Origin of the sequence: Rhodococcus sp. USK10 (assembly GCF_019378875.1) — a bacterium.
Lineage (GTDB): Bacteria > Actinomycetota > Actinomycetes > Mycobacteriales > Mycobacteriaceae > Rhodococcus_F > Rhodococcus_F pseudokoreensis.
In genome coordinates this window covers 356,183-373,688 of the sequence record NZ_CP076047.1, presented here as the reverse complement: position 1 = coordinate 373,688, position 17,506 = coordinate 356,183, and the positions used below count along the sequence as shown (strand labels likewise).

Genomic DNA, 17,506 nt, shown 5'->3' with positions numbered 1-17,506 from the left:
CGCACCATGGACATCAACCTGATCCACCGGTATTTGCGTAGAACGCGGCCCGCCGAGCGGTGGAGGCAGGATTCGGATACCTCGCCGCCCCGGAGCGGGCGGCCAGCACGCCCCGATGGGCGCCGTTCCAATACCGCGGCGTTGAGCGTCGCAGGCCAAGTGCTGACGGGCGGGCCTATAGATTCGGCTACCCGACGCCGGTTCTGGATACTCGCCCGACGAGTAGGTCCATCGTCGGCCGCGGCTCTGACAGCCCGTCAAGTCGGCTCGCACCCGCTCAGAACTCAACAGACATATGTCGCGGTCAGACAGACGACCGCGACACGAGCGAGCTACGCCCGCGGCGCCACGTCGATAGCGTTACCAGAGCGTGGCGACCCCGGTGATCGAGACTCACTGCGAGCGTCGGGAGAAATGATCAATACCTGTGGGTCGGGGAGGGCGTACCTTCCCGGATGATGATCTGCAAGAAAACAGGTATTCGATCAAGACCAGCGCTGCAACGCTGGTTGGGAAGGTACGCCCGTGCTCACGGTAGTACATGACAACGACCGCTCCACCGACGACGGCGGGCGGTCGTTGCTCGACGAGATCGTCCGTGACGGTGCCCGGCAGATGCTGGCGGCCGCGCTGCAGGCGGAGGTCGCCGCCTATATCGAACAGTTCGCTGATCAGGTCGACGAGAACGGTCACCGCCTGGTGGTGCGCAACGGCTACCACCACGAACGCGACGTGCTGACCGCCGCTGGTGCGGTCAGCGTGAAGGCCCCGCGGGTCAACGACAAGCGCGTCGACCCGGACACCGGCGAGCGACAGCGGTTCTCGTCCGCGATCCTGCCGGCGTGGGTGCGCAAGTCCCCGCAGATGAACGAGGTGCTGCCGCTGCTGTATCTGCACGGGCTCTCCACCAGCGACTTCGGGCCGGCGCTCGAGCAGTTCCTCGGATCGGGTGCCGGGTTGTCGGCGGCCTCGATCACCCGGTTGACGACCCAGTGGCAGGACGAGGCCAAGGCCTTCCAGGATCGGGACCTCTCGGGCAGCGACTTCGTCTATGTGTGGGTCGACGGCATCCACCTCAAGGTGCGGCTCGAGCAGGACAAACTGTGCCTGCTGGTGATGATCGGGGTCCGCGCGGACGGCCGGAAGGAGCTCGTCGCCCTCACCGACGGGTACCGCGAGTCCACCGAGTCGTGGGCGGACCTGCTGCGCGGCTGCCGACGCCGCGGCATGACCGCTCCCGTTCTCGCGGTCGGTGACGGCGCCCTGGGGTTCTGGAGGGCGTTGCGGGAGGTGTTCCCGGAAACCCGGGAGCAGCGGTGCTGGTTCCACAAGCAGGCCAATGTACTTGCTGCGCTACCGAAGTCGGCACATCCCGGGGCGCTCGCGGCGATGAAGGAAATCTACAACGCCGAGGACATCGACAAGGCGCAGGTGGCGATCAAGGCCTTCGAACTCGACTACGGCGCGAAGTATCCGAAGGTGGTCGCGAAGATCACCGACGACATGGATGTGTTGCTCGAGTTCTACAAGTATCCGGCCGAGCACTGGGTGCATCTCCGCACCACAAATCCCATCGAATCTACCTTCGCGACGGTGCGGCTCCGGACGAAGGTCACCAAGGGTCCCGGATCCAGTGCGGCGGGACTTGCCATGGCCTACAAGCTGATCGACGCCGCCCAGGCACGCTGGCGTGCGGTCAACGCACCACATCTGGTCGCGCTCGTCCGTTCCGGCGCGGTGTTCCACAAGGGCAAGCTGCTCGAACGACCCACCGACATCAGCCCCAACACCGGGGCGGTTGAGCCCGAAAGCACCGGAGCGGAGGTCGCCTGAAACTCACTCGTCCACAGGTATTGACAATATCTCCGTGTCAAGGGCATTGCGTCCTTGGCCCACAGCAACCCGCACTGGTACTTGGTCTCGTCGTTGAAGTTCTTGATGCGCTCGCGACGGTCGGCGTCGAAGTGAAGCAGCTCCCCGTACAGCCAGTCTTGAGCGATGGCGCGATCCGTCATCCAGCTGATCTCGGTGTTGTTTGCGCGTTCATCGGCTGTGATGGCCCCGTGTTTGAAGTAGCTGTTCTTCTCGAAACCCTTCCAATACGTGACGATGTCGTCGAGATATCCTTTGCGTCCATCGTCGTCGGTATGTCGCTTTGCGGTGTTGAGTACCCCTCCCAAGAAGACGGGCTCGTCCTTCGCGAACATGATCTTGCGCAGCAGCATGGCGGCTACCTGTATCTGTTCGACAGGTGGACGAGAGTGTCCTATCCGTGACCGACCGGGAGAGTTTCCTGGAATCAGGGTGAAACGGGTGCCGAGGCTGGCGAGGTCGGATTGCTGGGCGAGAGAGCATGCCAGTACGCCGTTTGCTGCCTCGATGAAGTCGCCGATTTGCTGTCTAGGACTTCGATCTCGCACTACCCGTGTTCGACTCACTCACGATTCCTATCAAAAGGAACCGACACTGTTCGTTGGATACCTTGATAGGTCAGCCTTGCCGGTCCTGTCCGGGACTGCAGCGTTGGTCCAGCTGTCAACTCGCCAACCGGTCGCAGGTGAGCCGTCCAGAACGACGATGTCAGTATTGGCCAAGGTGTTCGCTGCTGCGAATCTGACATCGACATTGCTCGTGCGGGCTGCGACCCATGTCCGAATGGCGGCGCCGTGGCTGACGACGGCAGCGGTGGCACAGCCTCGGCCCGCGATCTCATCGATGACGGAGTCGTAGCCTCGAAAGAAGTCGTGCCCGTCCGGCCCGCCCGGGATTCTGCGATCGAGAGCCCCTGGTGGCCCAGGCGAACACTGTAGTGAGGTAGCGGTCGTGTGCATCAGCATCCGAGCACATCTCGAGGTCGCCTGCCCCGATCTCTTGGAGACCCGATCTGACCTCGACGGAAAGGCCAAACCTGCGAGCGAGAGGACGTGCGGTCATCTGTGCGCGGAGCAGTGCGGACGAGAACAGTGTGTCGATCACCTCCTCGCGCATGGCCTCAGCAAGCACGCCGGCTTGCTCGAGATTCAGGCTGGTCAGCGTCACTGATCGATGGAGGTGTCATTTGCTGGATCAGCTCTGGTTCCGAGGTCCGCCAGTGTCGAGTCTTACGTTCAGTTTCCGGCCTGAGCGTGCGCGCGACGGGCCGCCTCGATCAGAGCTTCGGCGGCACGTTCGGCGCGCTTCGATTCGGCACGGCTCGTCGGCGTATCGGTATATCCGGAGCGTGTCTTGAGACCAAGCAGCACGCTGAGATGCTTCGCCGCACCCGGGTCGACGGACCCGAGCAGCGTGACAGCATCCTTGTGGTCCTCGCCCTGCGCATGCTTACCCAGTCGCGCGCAACAGATGACATCCGACGCGGCGATGCCCGCGTGCACCCACAACGTCACGACCGCATCATCGACACCGTCCGGCTCGTCGGCGAAGTCACGACCGATCTCGGCCAGGTGAAAGAACTGTTCGGCTTTTCTCAGCCGCCCCCGACGGACCGCCTGGTCACACGGCCGCGTCCGCCCCACTACCGATTCCCCCGACGCAGCAACCGGGTGAACCCGGCCCGTGAACCGGCCACCGTCAGCCCCTCTGTCACCACATCCCGCAGGACCGGCTCGTCCATGCCGCGGCCGGCGACGTCACTTTCGGTGAACTGCAGATCCCGCGCATCGTTGCCGGTCCATCTGGTCACCTCGGCCATCAGCTCCGCCACCTGCTCATCCCACTCCTCTTCCGCGACGTCGTCCGGCCGGACCAGAAAGATGTCGATGTCACTGTCGATCGTCATCGTTCCGCGTGCAGCCGACCCGAACACGGCGGCATACATCGGGGGAGTCTCCCAGCCCGCCAACCGCGCCTCCAACCTGCGCAGGAACTCCCCGGACAAATCGGCGAGACCCATGACATGAGGGAAGGCCAGGTGCTCACGATTGAGCTGGTACACGAACGCGTTACCCACCCTCGAAGACAACACCGTCCCCTGCTTACTCAACCGTTGCAACACCTTCCGTATCCCCTCCTCCGAATGGCGGTGCAGCACCCGGTGCAACTGGCCCGTCGTGAATGTCGCCTCCGAGGCGGCTGCCAGCGCAGCGAGCACATCACCATCGAGGGTGGGCGTCACTGCCTGCAGCGGCCGGGTCAGATCCATAATTCCGTTCCCTGGGGACGTCGCATCTAACGCACTATTATACGCCTACCCGTACTATAGTACGGCACATCACGGGGACGTTGCAGAAAGCAGCGACACTCGTCGAACAGGAATCACGCCACTCCAAGGCGAGAGAGTTCGATCGCGGTCGTTCTTGAGAGCGTGATTGAGAACTTGACGACGGCGTGCGTCTGCGGTGGTCAGTGCATGGAAGTGGGCTCCTGGTTGAGTCGGTGAGGTCGACTTACAGAGAATCGAGGAGCCCACCCATGCCATCATCGTCCATCTCACCGTGCCCGTCGTGTCCGCCCCACGCGGCGGTCGGGCACCGTTGCGCGGTGTACCCGTCGTCGGTCACCGACGCACAGTGGGCGATCCTGCAACCGCTGCTGCCGGCGCCGGGCAACTCCGCGGGTCGTGGCGGCAGACCCGAGAAGCATTGCCGCCGACTCGTATTGGACGCCATCCTGTACCTGGTTCGTGGTGGGATCGCGTGGCGACAACTGCCGGCGGAGTTTGCGCCGGTCGGGACGGTGTACGCGATCTTCGTGCGTTGGATCCGTGGCGGGGTCTGGCATCGCATCCTCGACACCCTGCGTGACCGGCTGCGGGTGCGAGCCGGAAGGGATCGCTGTCCGACCGCGGCGATCATCGATTCGCAGACTGTCCCGGTCGCCGACACGGTGCCCCGATCCGGTACCGGATGGGACGGCGGGAAACGAACGACCGGCGTGAAGCGCCACATCGCGGTGGACGTGACCGGGCTGTTGTTGGCAGTCGTGGTGACCGCGGCCTCGATTCAGGACCGTGACGCGGGGCACCGGCTGCTCGCCATGCTGCGCGGCACGTTCTCCACGATCCGGCTGGTGTGGGCCGGCGGTGGCTACCCGGGACGCCTGCTCGGCTGGGCGAAAGGTGTTCTGGCCTTGCGGGTCGACATCATCAAACGCAAGCCCGGCAATACCGGATTCCACGTCCGGCCCCGAGTTTGGGTGGTAGAACGGACCTTCGCTTGGCTCAACAAATATCGCCGCTGCGTCCGTGACTACGAGGCAAAGCCCGAACACCACGAAGCGATGGTTCTCATCGCCACCATCGCGACCATGACCAGGCGACTCGCCCGAACCTGACCGTTCTCAATCACACTCTCACTCATGCTGACTGTCTGGGGCGATGAGAGCGGATCGCAGCCCGACCTGGATCCCGACACGTACCTGATCGCGGCGGCGTTGTGCGACGAGGACGATGTCCCGGAAGTCCGCAAAACGATGGAATCTCTGCGGCTCACGACGGAGAAGAAGGTCCATTGGCACGGCAGCAGCGCCGACCGACGGCACGATCTCATCGAGGCAGTCGCGGCGCTCCCGCTGGCAGGTCTTGTCGTCATCCACACCGAAGCCGCGGTCTCCGGACAGCGTCCCATGGGGTGGTGTACTTCGGATCGGTGAACCATCTGGTTCGTGATCAACGAGTCATTTTGTAGGTTATGCGGTTTCGAGTTCGGGTGTCAACGATTGCGGCGTCGTGTCGTCTGTCGAGGCGCGTTGTTTGGCGGCGATGATGACTTTGAGCTCGTCCATGCTGACGTCTGAGACGTAGCGGCGGGTGACCTGCCACTCGTCGTGCGCTTCGATCACCACCGCCGTCGCCAACCGGAGGAACGCTGCCGGGTTCGGGAAGATCTCGACGACATCGGCGCGGCGTTTGATCTCCTTGTTCAATCGTTCGATCGGGTTGTTCGACCAGATCTTCTGCCAGTGCGCTTTCGGGAACGCCCGGAACGCGAGCACGTCGTGCTTGGCGTCGCGCATCATCGACGCGACTTTCGGAAAGGACTTCGCCAACGTGTCCGCGACCTGATCCCATTGCGCGGCCACAGCCTCGGGATCGGTGTGAGCGAAGATCGTCTTGATCGCCGCCATCACCGGCGGCACCTGCTTCGACGTCACCGCAGACCCGACGTTGCGCATGAAATGCACCCGGCACCGCTGCCACGACGCTCCGGTGAACTGCTGCACCACAGCAGCTTTCAACCCGGAATGCGCATCGGAGATCACCAGATGCACCCCCGACAACCCCCGTGCCTTCAACCCGACGAGGAACTCGCGCCAGAAATCGAACGACTCACTGTCGCCCACCGCGGTCCCCAACACTTCCCGGGTCCCGTCGATCGACACACCGGTCGCCACGACGAGGGCATGAGAGACCACATGAGCGCCGATCCGCACCTTGCAGTAGGTCGCGTCGAGGAAGATGTACGGAAAGGTCGTATGCGTCAATGTGCGGTCCCGGAACCGGGCGATCTCGGTGTCCAGTCCGGCGCAGATCCGTGAGACCTGCGACTTGGAGATTCCCGATTCGACTCCGAGTGCGGTGACGAGATCGTCGACGTTGCGGGTCGAGACGCCGTGGACGTAGGCCTCCATGATCACCGCGTACAACGCCTGATCGATCCGCCGGCGGCGTTCGAGCAGGCTGGGGAAGAACGAGCCGGACCGCAGTTTCGGGATCTGCACTTCGACGTCTCCGCTGGTGGTGGCGACGGTCTTGGATCGGGTGCCGTTGCGATAGTTGGTGCGCTCAGCGGTGCGCTCGTAGCGGCCGGCACCGAGGGCTTCGGTGGCTTCGGCGTCGATCAATGCTTGCAGTCCGGTTCGGATCAGTTCGGCGAACACGCTCGCCGGGTCGGCGCCCCTGAGTGCATCGAGCTGGGTGATCAGGGCAGAATGGTCGTGGGTCATCGCGTGGTCCTTTGGTCGAGTCACTTTGGTCGGTAACTCGTTCATCACTACGCGATGGCCCACCCACACACTCGGAGCGACACGCCCGAGCTGCGGCTACGCTTTCCCACCGAATTCACACCACGCCGTGGGACTTACCCGGTCTCCGACCGGCGCCACCGCAGAAAGTGCCTGGAGTATCTGCTCCCCAACCTGGCCGAGATGCCCTGCAGTCACCTCACACTCGAATCTCGCAGCCACCTCGACGCCAGCGACGTCGACATCCTGCAGAAGTTCCGAGCGCAGAAGGTCATTACCTCATCGCTGCGGATGAATCACGCCGTCGGGATGGTCGAGCCGGCGCTGTGGGTTGCGGATATCGTGTGTGGTGCGGTGGTCCAATCGAGGGTCGGGAATCCCACTTACCTGGCGAAGCTCTCGGGTGCGGTCGACCTGCGCCAAATTTGACCCCGGAAACGACGCGAGCCACAGGCCTCGTCGTCCGGCGAGTTGTCCTGTGGCTCACTTCCAGCCCCACCTCGATAGGGTGGCTTCACCCTGGAATATACCAATCACGTCGCAAGTCTTCCAACGAGGAGGCAATTCGCCTGCTCACCGGCACGGACGCCCATGTCGAGTGCTAGCACATCAGGAGACGACTGTTGCTTGTCGATCCAGTCCTCAAGCATCTCGTCGATTGATTTACAACGGCTTCCTGGCGGGGCGATGGAGCGACTCGCGCCGTCTCCCGGCGCGGAACGCCGGGGACGGGGTGGGGTTGGTGCCGAACACTCGCCCAACAGCTGTTGATTGAACATGCGGCGAAGGGCAGTGGTGGCGCCGCCTGCGTCCACGCGGCCGGGGTTCTCGGTTCATCCGGGTATTTGCTGGGTGGTCAGCGCATTCCGAGGCTTCGGCGGACGGGTCCGCGTTTGCGCTTCTTGTCGATCGTCGTCGCCAGGCCGACGCGGCGGCCGGTGAGCGGATCGGTGGCGGGGGGACCGCCGAACCCAGCTTCGGACGCGGTCTCGGGCGCCGCGTCGCGGGTGTCGGTGAGGTATTTGTCGGGAAGCGAGAGTTTCGCGATGGTGCGCCATGATTTCCAGTACTGCACTGCGAGTGGGCCGGTCGTGTAGGGCAGGTCGTACTTGTCGCAGAGTTGCTTCACGCGGATCGAGATCTCGTGGTAGCGGTTGGAGGGTAGGTCCGGGAAGAGGTGGTGCTCGATCTGGTAGCTCAGGTTGCCGGTCATGAAGTCCATGACGGGGCCGCCCGAGATGTTCGCGGAGCCGAGCATCTGCCGCAGGTACCACTGGGCGCGTGTCTCGTTGTCGACGTCGGTCTTGGTGAATTTCTCGGCGCCGTCCGGGAAGTGGCCGCAGAAGATTACGGCGTTGGTCCACAGGTTGCGGACGAGGTTGGCGGTCGCGTTCGCCTTGGTGGTGGACTTCCACGCCTTTCCGGTCAGCGCGGGGTACACGACATAGTCTTTCAGGGTCTGCCTGCCGAGCTTGGCGAGCACTTCCTTGCCGCGCGTCTTGGTGAGTTCGCGGTCGTCCCGGCCCCGGGCCACTTTGCCCAGCTCGAGCAATTGGATGGCGAGGCCGTACTGGAACAGTGCCGCGAGGATCGCGTTGTAGGCGAGGTTGCCGAGGTAGAACGGCTTCCAGCGCTGGTCACGGGTGACGCGGAGTAGGCCGAATCCGACGTCGTCGTCCATGCCGAGGACGTTGGTGTATTTGTGGTGCGCGTAGTTGTGGGTGATCTTCCAGTGTGCCGACGGATCGGCGTTGTCCCATTCCCAGTTCGTCGAGTGCACTTCGGGGTCGTTCATCCAGTCCCATTGCCCGTGCATCACGTTGTGCCCGAGTTCCATGTTCTCGATGATCTTCGACAACGAGAGCATCCCGGTGCCCAGTACCCACAGCGTGCGCTTGCGGGAGCCGAAGAGCACCGCTCGGCCGCCGAGTTCCAGGCCGCGTTGCAGTCGGATGGTGTTTTGGAGGTACCGGGCGTCGCGGTCACCGCGGGATTCCTCGATGTCTCGTCGGATCGCATCCAGGTCGCGGCCGATGGCCTCGACGTCGGCGTCCGTGAGGTGCGCGTATTCCTTGATGTCCGATATCGCCATGTACCTACGGTACCGTAAGTTACGGTCCCGTAGGTTACGGGCGAGTATTTTATGGTGCGAATCACTTCGCCTGGTGCGCAGCAATTTTCGATCTCGATGTGCACTGGCCGAACCCGGGCCCGGCCCGAATGCGAGGGTCACGCGTCGGGCCGGTGCCTCGGAGCGTCGGCGTGCGTGCGCAGTGGAGGCTCCGTCGCGGGTGGGTCACTGGGGTGAGGACGTCGGCACGGGGTCGGGGTGGAAGCGGGGGAGGGCGGCGGTGAGGGCGGACAGGTCGTTGCCGGTGCTGAGGACGGTGCCGTCGGGCCGGATGATGGCGGCGCGGGCGCGTCCGCGGCGTAGCCAGCGGTGTAGATCGGTGCCGGGTTGAGCCAGCAGGACGGTGCCGCCGCGTTGTTCGATGTCGGTGCGTTGTGTCGGGGTCGGGGGGAGGGAGGTGACGACCGCGAACCGGCCGGCGGCGACCTCGGCGAATCGGCGACCTTGGTCGAGGTCTGGATTCGGGATCAGGCGGCCCGCTCGGCTTCGGCGTAGTCGTGGTCGTTCTATCAGGGTGGAGCGGTGCAGGGCCGGGGTTTCGCCGTCCATGATCGTGTCGCCGAGGCCCGGGATGCGGTGCAGCAGTGGTAGGAAGAGGCGACGGATGAGGTTGCCGAGTTCGCCGCCTTCGGTCATGGCCATTCCGACGAGCTTGGCGCGCCGGATCAGTGCGAGCGCGTGGGGTTTGCGTTCGATCTCGTAGGTGTCGAGTGCGCTTTCGGGCAGATCTCCGGTGAGGACGCCGGCAAGTTTCCAGGCGAGGTTCATCGCGTCGCGGATCCCTGCGCCCATCCCCTGTCCGATGAACGGCGGTGTGAGATGGGCGGCGTCGCCGAGTAGGAACACCCGGCGGTCGCGCCATCGGTCCGCGATTTGGGCTCGAAAGGTGTATTCGGCCACGCGGACCAGCGTCAATTCGTCGACCGGCGTGTTCCGCGTCCACGGTGAGAGGAGAGGGTGCAGTCGAGCGATGTCGCGATAGTCGTCGGCGGTCTCGCCGGGTGTGAGCCGGAACTCCCAGCGGTAGCGGGTGTGTCCGATTCGCATGTATGTTGCCGCGCGCACGGGGTCGCACACCTGGTGGGCGCCCTCCCATGCGCCGAGGTCGGTGGTGGTCGCGACGTCGACGACCAGCCAGCGTTGGTCGAATTTCAGGTCCCGCATCGTTGCCTGAATCTGGTTTCTGACCAGGCTGTTGGCGCCGTCGCAGCCGAGGACGTATCGGGCCTGCACCGATTCCTGCACACCGGTGCTGCGGTCGGTGAAGTCGACGCGAACGCTGCCCGTTGTGTGGTCGTCGGCCAGCCTGGTGACCTCGACGTTGCCGCGGAGAGAGGCCTTCGGGTGCCGTGTCAGGTTGGCGCGCAGGATCTCCTCGAACTGCGGCTGGTCGAACATGTTGGCCTCGGGGTAGCCGTGGACGCCGGGTCCGGGGTTTCGGTGGAACTCGGTGAGAACGCGCATGTTCCGGTCGACAAGCCGCAACCCGAGGCACGGCCGGGAGATCGCCGCGAACTCCTCGGCGATCCCGAGGTGCGCCACGATCCGGTGGATCTCACCGTCGAGGTGGACCGCCCGCGGCTGCGCATAGACGCCCTCCCAGCGCTCGAGGAGCAGGCACTCGACACCGTACCGGGCCAGCAGTGTGGCGGCGGTCAGTCCGGTGGGTCCGGCACCGACGATGACGACCGGGACGATTCGTTCGCTCATCGGATCGATCCGAGCAGGACGACGAGGTAGGCCACGATGGCTGCGCCGACGACGATGGCGGGTGCCATCTCCCGCAGTCCGTCACCGTTGCGTGCGTGTGTGACGACGGCACCGACCATCAGGAGCAGGAGCCCGATGCCGGCGGCGGCGCCGAGTGCCGGCACAACTCCGCCGATCAGGAGACCGACGCCGCCGGCGACCTCGAGGGCACCGATGCCCCGGTAGGCGCTGACGGGCATACCGACGTGGGCGGCCCGTTCCCGCATCGGGGAGGTTGCCGCTATTTTGCCGACGCCGAGCAGGAGGTAGAACACTGCCAGGCAGAGCGCCAGAACTAGTGATGCGGTGATCATGTGCGCACCGTGACCTTCCCATTGATCGCGTATCGGTTCAGGATCGCCTTGACCTCCGGTTCGCCGGCAGGTCCGTCGATCTCGACGGTGGCGAGGATCGAACCGTCCTCGACGGACGCCTGGATGCTGTCGATGCCTGCGACGGTGGCGAGGGCGTGCTCGAGCTCGGCCCGTGTCGCGTCGGCGCGCAGTGCGAGCTTGTAGAGCTTGCCGACTGCCGTGACCGGCAGCGCCGGGAGGATGGTGACCGCCTTGGGTGCCGCGGCCCGTTCGGGGACGCGCTCGCCCGCCCAGGCTTGTAGCTCGTGTGCGGTGATGTCGGCGTCTGCGGCAACGGTGACGTAGGCAACGGGCACTTCGCCGGCGTGGGCATCGGGGCGTCCCACCGCGCTGACCGCGGTGACCTGCGGATGGGCCAGAAGGGCGTCTTCGATGACCGCGGGATCGATGTTGTGCCCGCCCCGGATGATGACGTCCTTCGCGCGTCCGACCAGGTGGATGAAACCGTCGCTGTCGACGCGCGCCAGGTCGCCGGTGTCGAGCCAGCCGTCGACCAGTTTGCCCATGCCGTCGAGAACGGGTCCGTGTTCGTCGTGGCCGGCAACATAGCCGGCGAACACCGTCGGACCGCTGATCGCCAGCACTCCGGTGGCCCCGGTGGGTAGGTCGTCCCAGGTGCCGTCGTCGCGGACGCGTACCACCTTGACCTGCTGATAGGGCATCCGGACCCCGACCGAGCCAGGTCGTGGCGCGTCGGGAAAGCTGCGGGCACTCGCGCAGGTTGCCTCCGTCAGTCCGTAACCTTCGAGCAGGGGCACACCCGTGTGGTCCTGGAACGTGGTGGCGACCGCGGTCGGGAGAGGCGACGCTCCCACCATGGCGAAGCGCAGACTACTGATGTCGGCGTCGACCGGGCGCTGCGCGAGCGCTCCGTAGACGGTGGGCACCGCGCTCATCGACGCGATGCGGTAGTGCTCGACGATCTTCCAGAATTCGGTGAACAGCATCGGGTCGCGATAGCCGAGCGGGCCGGCCCACACCACACCCTGGCCCTTGAACAGCGGCGCCAGCAGCGTGACCATCAAGGCATTGACATGGAACAGCGGCAGGGCGGCGAAGACGACGGCGTCCGAGTCCCACGACGAGTTCGCGGCCAGCATCCAGGCATCGGCGACCTCGTTGTCGTGGGTGTGGGCGGCCAGCTTCGGAACACCGGTGGTACCACCGGTGTGAAACAGTGCGGCCACGTCGCACCCACCGGGGGGATCACCGACGAAGTCGGAGTACTCCATGTCGGCCGACAGCGCACTGAGATAGCCGATCCGCACTCCGTCGACCTCGGGCAGGCCCGCGGGCGCGCCGGCGGCGCCGATGGGCCGCAACACCAGCACGGCATCCACCGTCCCGCTCAAAGCGATCCGGTGCGCGGCGTCCCAGGTCTGCGGCGCAAGTTCCGGTCCGGCCGCGACGAGTACCCGGGCGCCCGAGCGGCGCAGCAATTCGGCGATGTGCTGCGGCGACTGCGCGGCGTTGAGGGGAGCAGCGATGCCGGCGAGCTGTGCGGCGAGAGTCGCGGGGATCAACTCGGCGCAGTTGGGCGCCATCACGGCGACCGCGTCCCGGCGCCGCACCCCCAGACGATGGAGCAGGTTCGCGTAACGATGAACATCGTCGAGTAGTTCGGAGAAACTGCGCTGCAACGGCTCCCGCCACCGGGCACCGTCCGGTAGGACAGTGAGCGCGAGACGATCCGGCCACATGCGGGCCGCGCGTGTGAGCAACGCATAGGTGGACTCCGGAAGCCCCCGATCGCGCAGCGGCACGGCCTCGATCGTCGTCAGATCCGTGGGAGCCGCATACCGCGGCCACAGCAGGTCGGTGGTCATCGCGCGTACCTCACCACCGTGCGCTGGCGCCCCAGGTCGATGGTCCCGTCGTCGGTGAAGACGGTGGCTTCGATGAGGTCGCCGTCCTGCAGGTAGTTCGAGTTCTTGGCCTGGCCGGAGAAGAACATCTTCCACTTGACGTCGTCCGGCAGCAGACCCACGAACTTCTGCACCGGCTTCGGCGGCGCAGACAGGGCCGTCCCGACCGGTGTTCCGGTCAGCAGCAAGTCCCCGGCGTCGAGGCGTTGAAACCGGGTCAGCGCCTGCAGAGTCTCGGTCGGCTGGTAGATCATGTCGGCAACGGTCATGTTCTGGCGCGGCTCACCGTTGACCCACAGCCGCAGGCGCAGGTCGGTGAACCGCTTCAGCTCGTCGCCGTCCAGCAGTACGAGGGCGGGGCCGACCGGGGTGAACGTCGGATATGACTTGGCTTCGTAGAACTGCGTTTTCGGAAGCTGGATGTCGCGCGCGGAGATGTCGTTGGTGACGACCAGGCCGGCCACGTGATCGGCGAGAGTGTCTGCGGTGATCTCGGTCCCGACCGGGATGTCGCGGGCGAGGACGAGCCCGATCTCCACCTCGTAGTCCAGTAGCCGGACATGGGCAGGACGGATCACGTCGTCGGTGGGGCCGCTGATCGAACCGGATGCCTTGCGGAAGAAGGTCAACGGAATGGTGTCGGGGTTCATCCCGGCGTCCTTGACGTGCGAGGCGAAGTTCGTCATCTGTGCGACCACCCGGCAGGGGGCGGTGACCGGGGAGAGCAACCGGAGGGTCGCGACGTTCACGGTGCCCTTGCTGGACGCCGCTGCCTCGACGGCTGGTCGGTCGGCCAGCAGTTGGGCGGTGGTGGTGGCCGCGGTGTCTACCTGCGCGGCACCGGTGGGTGTGTCGACCCACCAGGCGTCGGCGGTGCGGAGGACGGAGAGGGTCATGAGCTGGCAACTTTCAGAAGGCCGCGGAGGCGGTGGAGGTCGAATTCGTTGTCGGCGCGCAGCGCGTGGACAACGGCGCGCAGTTCCTGAAGTGATTCCCGACCGGGGTTCACCCCGAGGAAGTCTTTGCTGGCGGGCGGCCCCCACTGGGCCAGTCCGGACGCGGTCATCGGTGCCCAGCCCGCGTCGAGGGTGTCGTCGAAGAGATCGCCGTCGCTGAAGTGCTCGACCATGAATCCGTCGGGGTCGCGCCAGTAGTCGAAGATCTGGCTGCCCTGGATGTGCCGGCCGATGCCCCAGGACCGGCGGTAGCCCCGGTCGAGCAGGTATTCGCCTCCCGCGGCGAGGCAGTCGAGGTCGGCGACCTGATATGCCGAATGCACATAGCGGTTGGCCGGGCCGAGAACCATCGCGAGGGTGTGATGGTCGGTGGGCGTGGCGCCCCGGTCGCAGCGGATGAAGCTCATGATCGGACCCCGGGCCCGTTGCCCGGGGTAGTAGAGGAAGTCGCTAACGATCAGTCCGAGGTGCTCGAGGTACCAATTGAGCGTTTCGAGATACGTCGTCGTCTGGAGCACGACGTGACCGAGCCGCTGCACGGTGGCCGGCGCGCGGGGCGGCCGCTGAGGGGCGTTCACCCGGACGGGGTCGTGACCGAAATTCAGGGGAAGCGGGGCCTGGTCGGACAGCGCTGGCAACTCGAACGTGTCGGACACGACCCGCACTCCCAGCGCGCTGGGATCGGTGAGATCGACCGTGATCCCGCCCAGACTCTCGGGCAGGGGCACGACCGCACCCCCGACCGCGTCCGCCAGCCGCAGCACGTCGGTCGCGTCCGCCGCCCGGAAGGCGGGACCGACGAACCGAGACCGTGGACCCCGGCGGATGAGCACACAGGGCGAACCGGGGTCCGACCCGCGCAACTGCAGTTCGTGTGCGGTGCGAAGCGCCGTCGCAAAACCAAAGGCCTGGGCGAACGCCTCCGCCCGCTCGAGGTCGGGTTTTTCGAACTCCAGCCACGCGAGGTCATGGACCTTGATGATCGGCTCGGCGGCCCGCCCGCGGTGCTCGCCCGCCAGCGCGCCCTGCTCGCTGTGCAGACCGGTATGCGGGTCATGGTGGGCAGTCATTGACCACTCCCTTCAGGTTGTGAGGATATCGTCACTGACGATGATATCGTCAGTCAAGATGTTCTGAGCAATTCGTCAATATTGATGACACGCGGTAGGGTGAGCCGGGTCGACCTGGTTAAACGGGTCGAGGACGGTCAGGTCGCGGGAAGGCGCGGCGTCGACGGGATACGAATGGCTGGAATGGGATTGGTGCAGCGGTTGCTCGGACAAGGCAGATTCGAACCGATTCGAGTGGTGACCGAAGTGACTGGCGCGGCCGGCGAGGCGAATCGGGAAGAGATTCCCGTAGGGCAGGTTGTCGCGCTCCTGCGGGAGCGTGTGTACGGCGCGATGACGTGTTTGGCGACGCTCGCCGTCCTCGTTCGCTATACGGCTCCCGAGACGAGCCCCTGGGCTCGGGTCCTCGATGTCGCGGTGGCCACCGGCGGGCTCTGGGTAGCGAGCCTGCTGGCCGACTGGGTAGCACATCTCGGCGCGTTCCACAGTGCTCCGCGCGGACGGGCGGCGCTGCGGATGCTGCAGGCCTCCGGCCAGATTGTGGAGGCCGCGGTCTTGCCCCTGCTGGTATTGGTCGCAGCCGCCGTCGGACTTCTGGGCACATCCACAGCGATGTGGATCGCGATGTGGATCCTCGTTGTCGAACTCGGGGTCATTGCTCTGCTTGCCGTGCGAATGGCCCAATTACGTTGGTGGCAACAGCTGTTCACCATCACGGGGTTGGTCGGTGTGGGCGTACTTGTAATCGGAATCAAGATCCTCGGCCATTAGTCAGTCCATGTGTGGCCGTTGCTTGCCGACTGGAGCAGCTGCCAAGTGTGAGGAATTCGTCAATATTGAATACACACGGGTAGGGTAGGGCAGGATCGGACGGATCAGGAGAAGGGCACCCAGGCATGACCGAGCAGATCACCGATGCACCGAACCGTCTGGAACGGCGCAAGGCGCGCACCCGCGCCGCACTCGTACGCGCAGCCCAGTCCTTCATGGCGGCGGGGAAACTGACCGCCCCGATTCTCGAGATCACCCAGGCCGCTGATGTCGGAATGGGGTCGTTCTACAACCACTTTCAGACCAAGGAGGAGCTCTTCCACGCCGCCGTGGAGGAGGCCCTCGACCGCCACGGCGCGGTACTCGACGAACTGACCGCCGATCTGGACGACCCTGCCCAGATCTTCGCGCAGAGCTTCCGTCTGACCGGACGCCTGCATCGCCGAAATCCCGAACTGAGCAAAGTTCTGCTCCGCGACGGACCGAGTCTGGTCAGCTCGGACAAAGGTCTGGCGCCGAGAGCGCGCCGCGACATCGAAGCCGCTGCCCGTGCGGGCCGGTTCAGCGTGCGCGACCCCGAACTGGCCCTGACAATCACAGCAGGGGCCGCACTGTGCCTGGGGCAACTGCTGCACGACCACCCCGAACGTGACGACGCGGAGGACACCGACCACGTCACCGAGGACCTGTTGCGCATGTTCGGCATCTCGGCCGACGAAGCCCACGAAATCTGCCGACGCCCCCTACCCGACGCCGACTATCAACCCTGAGGCGCAACGCCACACAGCCGCACGAGATCCTTCGCCTGGCGCGCGCCGGGCCGTTCAGGCTTTCAGCTCAGTCTGAGCCCGTATTGAGGACCGAGACTGGCAACAGCCTTCTTGAGCTTTTCGCCGATATCGTTGAGGTCGGGGACGACATCCCTCTCCTCGTTCGGCTCTCCGCGACGGACTGGGCCGAGGGCGGGTTCAATCTGGACGAGACTGTCGAGGTCACGACCTGGCTGAAAATGCACGGTGTCGACCTCATCGACGTATCGACCGGTGGCAACGTGCTGGCGCCGATCACGGCTGGACCTGGTTATCAGGTTCACTTCGCTGCCGAGATCAGGCAGCGCGCGGGCATTGCAACTGGTGCAGTCGGGTTGATTCAAGATCCGATGCAAGCGGAGCAGATTCTACTGGCCGGACAGGCCGATGTGGTGTTGGTCGGAAGAGAGCTCCTCAGGGATCCGAACTTCGCGATTCGAGCGGCGCATGCACTGCGAGCGGACGTCGCTCCCACTCCGTTGCCCTACTACCGAGCCTATAGCTGAGTTGCCTTATCGGCGGGTGCGGCCGATGGCCGCATCGGAAACCTTTCTTTCGGTGCCGCGCGCGGCCAAACCGGGCTGCACCGTTCTCGACGGCCGGGAGAAGTGTCCTCGAGCGTTGCCGGGAATCCGTGCGTACGTTCGAAAGTCAGTGATAGAACAGTGACGCCGCGCCCGCTATGGCCGCATTTGAAGACCACACATCCGACGCGCAACAGCAAAGCAGCATATCGCTTCTTTCGACGGTAACCGGCTTCAACGTGTCCAACAGCAGGATCTACAACCACGTTGGAAAGCGGGCATGTCAGACACGTCGAGGGGTTGCGGTCAGTTGTCGACTCGAGCCCACCCGTTCCGCAGCTGATCCGGCGTTGAGGT

At 65.1% G+C, this 17,506-nt stretch carries 19 protein-coding genes; 8 read left to right on the top strand and 11 right to left on the bottom strand.

All coding sequences use genetic code 11. The features are described 5' to 3' along the window. Window positions 1-525 precede the first annotated feature (525 nt). Both I1A62_RS02460 and I1A62_RS02455 read left to right on the top strand, forming a co-directional pair. Window positions 526-1,833, top strand: coding sequence for an IS256 family transposase (locus I1A62_RS02460; protein WP_219453874.1), 1,308 nt, complete (start codon window positions 526-528; stop codon window positions 1,831-1,833). A gap of 131 nt (window positions 1,834-1,964) precedes the next feature. After that, a complete protein-coding gene (locus tag I1A62_RS02455) occupies window positions 1,965-2,276 on the top strand; it encodes a hypothetical protein (protein ID WP_219453872.1) in 312 nt (103 codons plus the stop codon). Window positions 2,277-2,450: 174 nt separating this feature from the next. On the opposite strand, the gene I1A62_RS47010 is transcribed toward I1A62_RS02455, so the two are convergent. From I1A62_RS47010 to I1A62_RS02440, 4 genes are all read right to left on the bottom strand, one after another. Beyond that, the gene (locus tag I1A62_RS47010; protein ID WP_374710695.1) at window positions 2,451-2,768 is read right to left on the bottom strand and encodes a histidine phosphatase family protein; all 318 of its coding nucleotides are present in this window, start codon (window positions 2,766-2,768) and stop codon (window positions 2,451-2,453) included. Beyond that, a complete protein-coding gene (locus tag I1A62_RS47005) occupies window positions 2,710-3,039 on the bottom strand; it encodes a histidine phosphatase family protein (protein ID WP_124390849.1) in 330 nt (109 codons plus the stop codon). The genes I1A62_RS47010 and I1A62_RS47005 overlap by 59 nt, the downstream gene beginning before the upstream one ends. A 68-nt stretch (window positions 3,040-3,107) precedes the next feature. Beyond that, complete coding sequence (locus I1A62_RS02445; protein WP_124390848.1) at window positions 3,108-3,515, bottom strand: hypothetical protein; 408 nt, start codon at window positions 3,513-3,515, stop codon at window positions 3,108-3,110. Beyond that, a complete protein-coding gene (locus tag I1A62_RS02440) occupies window positions 3,515-4,141 on the bottom strand; it encodes a nucleotidyltransferase domain-containing protein (protein WP_124390847.1) in 627 nt (208 codons plus the stop codon). The genes I1A62_RS02445 and I1A62_RS02440 overlap by 1 nt, the downstream gene beginning before the upstream one ends. A gap of 269 nt (window positions 4,142-4,410) precedes the next feature. Between I1A62_RS02440 and I1A62_RS02435 the strand changes: the two genes are divergently transcribed. Together I1A62_RS02435 and I1A62_RS02430 are read left to right on the top strand one after the other, a co-directional pair. Further along, window positions 4,411-5,271 carry an IS5 family transposase gene (locus I1A62_RS02435; protein ID WP_257890374.1) on the top strand — a complete coding sequence of 287 codons (861 nt, stop codon included), beginning with the start codon at window positions 4,411-4,413 and terminating at the stop codon, window positions 5,269-5,271. Between the two features lie 24 nt (window positions 5,272-5,295). Beyond that, on the top strand, window positions 5,296-5,589 hold the full coding sequence (locus I1A62_RS02430) for a hypothetical protein (protein ID WP_257890373.1): 294 nt from the start codon (window positions 5,296-5,298) through the stop codon (window positions 5,587-5,589). A 36-nt stretch (window positions 5,590-5,625) separates the two neighbouring features. Here I1A62_RS02430 and I1A62_RS02425 read toward each other — a convergent pair whose 3' ends face one another. Next, window positions 5,626-6,882 (bottom strand): IS256 family transposase, encoded by a 1,257-nt coding sequence (locus tag I1A62_RS02425; protein ID WP_124395220.1) that lies wholly within the window; start codon window positions 6,880-6,882, stop codon window positions 5,626-5,628. A gap of 201 nt (window positions 6,883-7,083) precedes the next feature. Between I1A62_RS02425 and I1A62_RS02420 the strand changes: the two genes are divergently transcribed. Then, a complete protein-coding gene (locus tag I1A62_RS02420; protein ID WP_374710663.1) occupies window positions 7,084-7,329 on the top strand; it encodes a hypothetical protein in 246 nt (81 codons plus the stop codon). A gap of 427 nt (window positions 7,330-7,756) precedes the next feature. Here the strand turns inward: I1A62_RS02420 and I1A62_RS02415 are convergent, their stop codons facing one another. The 6 genes from I1A62_RS02415 to I1A62_RS02390 form a co-directional block, all read right to left on the bottom strand. Beyond that, window positions 7,757-8,992: a fatty acid desaturase gene (locus tag I1A62_RS02415; protein WP_219453870.1), complete on the bottom strand. Its 1,236-nt coding sequence runs from the start codon at window positions 8,990-8,992 to the stop codon at window positions 7,757-7,759. 204 nt (window positions 8,993-9,196) lie between these two features. Continuing rightward, window positions 9,197-10,741: a bifunctional 3-(3-hydroxy-phenyl)propionate/3-hydroxycinnamic acid hydroxylase gene (locus I1A62_RS02410; protein WP_219453868.1), complete on the bottom strand. Its 1,545-nt coding sequence runs from the start codon at window positions 10,739-10,741 to the stop codon at window positions 9,197-9,199. Beyond that, entirely contained in the window at window positions 10,738-11,094 is a 357-nt protein-coding gene (locus I1A62_RS02405; RefSeq protein WP_219453866.1) for a DoxX family protein, read from the bottom strand. Before I1A62_RS02405 ends, I1A62_RS02410 begins: the two co-directional genes overlap by 4 nt. Then, window positions 11,091-12,980 carry an acyl-CoA synthetase gene (locus I1A62_RS02400; protein ID WP_219453864.1) on the bottom strand — a complete coding sequence of 630 codons (1,890 nt, stop codon included), beginning with the start codon at window positions 12,978-12,980 and terminating at the stop codon, window positions 11,091-11,093. The genes I1A62_RS02405 and I1A62_RS02400 overlap by 4 nt, the downstream gene beginning before the upstream one ends. Further along, the gene (locus I1A62_RS02395; protein WP_219453862.1) at window positions 12,977-13,915 is read right to left on the bottom strand and encodes a fumarylacetoacetate hydrolase family protein; all 939 of its coding nucleotides are present in this window, start codon (window positions 13,913-13,915) and stop codon (window positions 12,977-12,979) included. Before I1A62_RS02395 ends, I1A62_RS02400 begins: the two co-directional genes overlap by 4 nt. Next, complete coding sequence (locus tag I1A62_RS02390) at window positions 13,912-15,045, bottom strand: VOC family protein (RefSeq protein WP_219453860.1); 1,134 nt, start codon at window positions 15,043-15,045, stop codon at window positions 13,912-13,914. Before I1A62_RS02390 ends, I1A62_RS02395 begins: the two co-directional genes overlap by 4 nt. 183 nt (window positions 15,046-15,228) lie before the next feature. Between I1A62_RS02390 and I1A62_RS02385 the strand changes: the two genes are divergently transcribed. From I1A62_RS02385 to I1A62_RS02375, 3 genes are all read left to right on the top strand, one after another. After that, the gene (locus I1A62_RS02385; protein ID WP_219455039.1) at window positions 15,229-15,816 is read left to right on the top strand and encodes a hypothetical protein; all 588 of its coding nucleotides are present in this window, start codon (window positions 15,229-15,231) and stop codon (window positions 15,814-15,816) included. Window positions 15,817-15,941: 125 nt separating this feature from the next. Further along, complete coding sequence (locus I1A62_RS02380) at window positions 15,942-16,586, top strand: TetR/AcrR family transcriptional regulator (RefSeq protein ID WP_219453858.1); 645 nt, start codon at window positions 15,942-15,944, stop codon at window positions 16,584-16,586. Window positions 16,587-16,669: 83 nt separating this feature from the next. Next, the gene (locus I1A62_RS02375; protein WP_257890372.1) at window positions 16,670-17,131 is read left to right on the top strand and encodes a hypothetical protein; all 462 of its coding nucleotides are present in this window, start codon (window positions 16,670-16,672) and stop codon (window positions 17,129-17,131) included. Window positions 17,132-17,506: the final 375 nt, after the last annotated feature.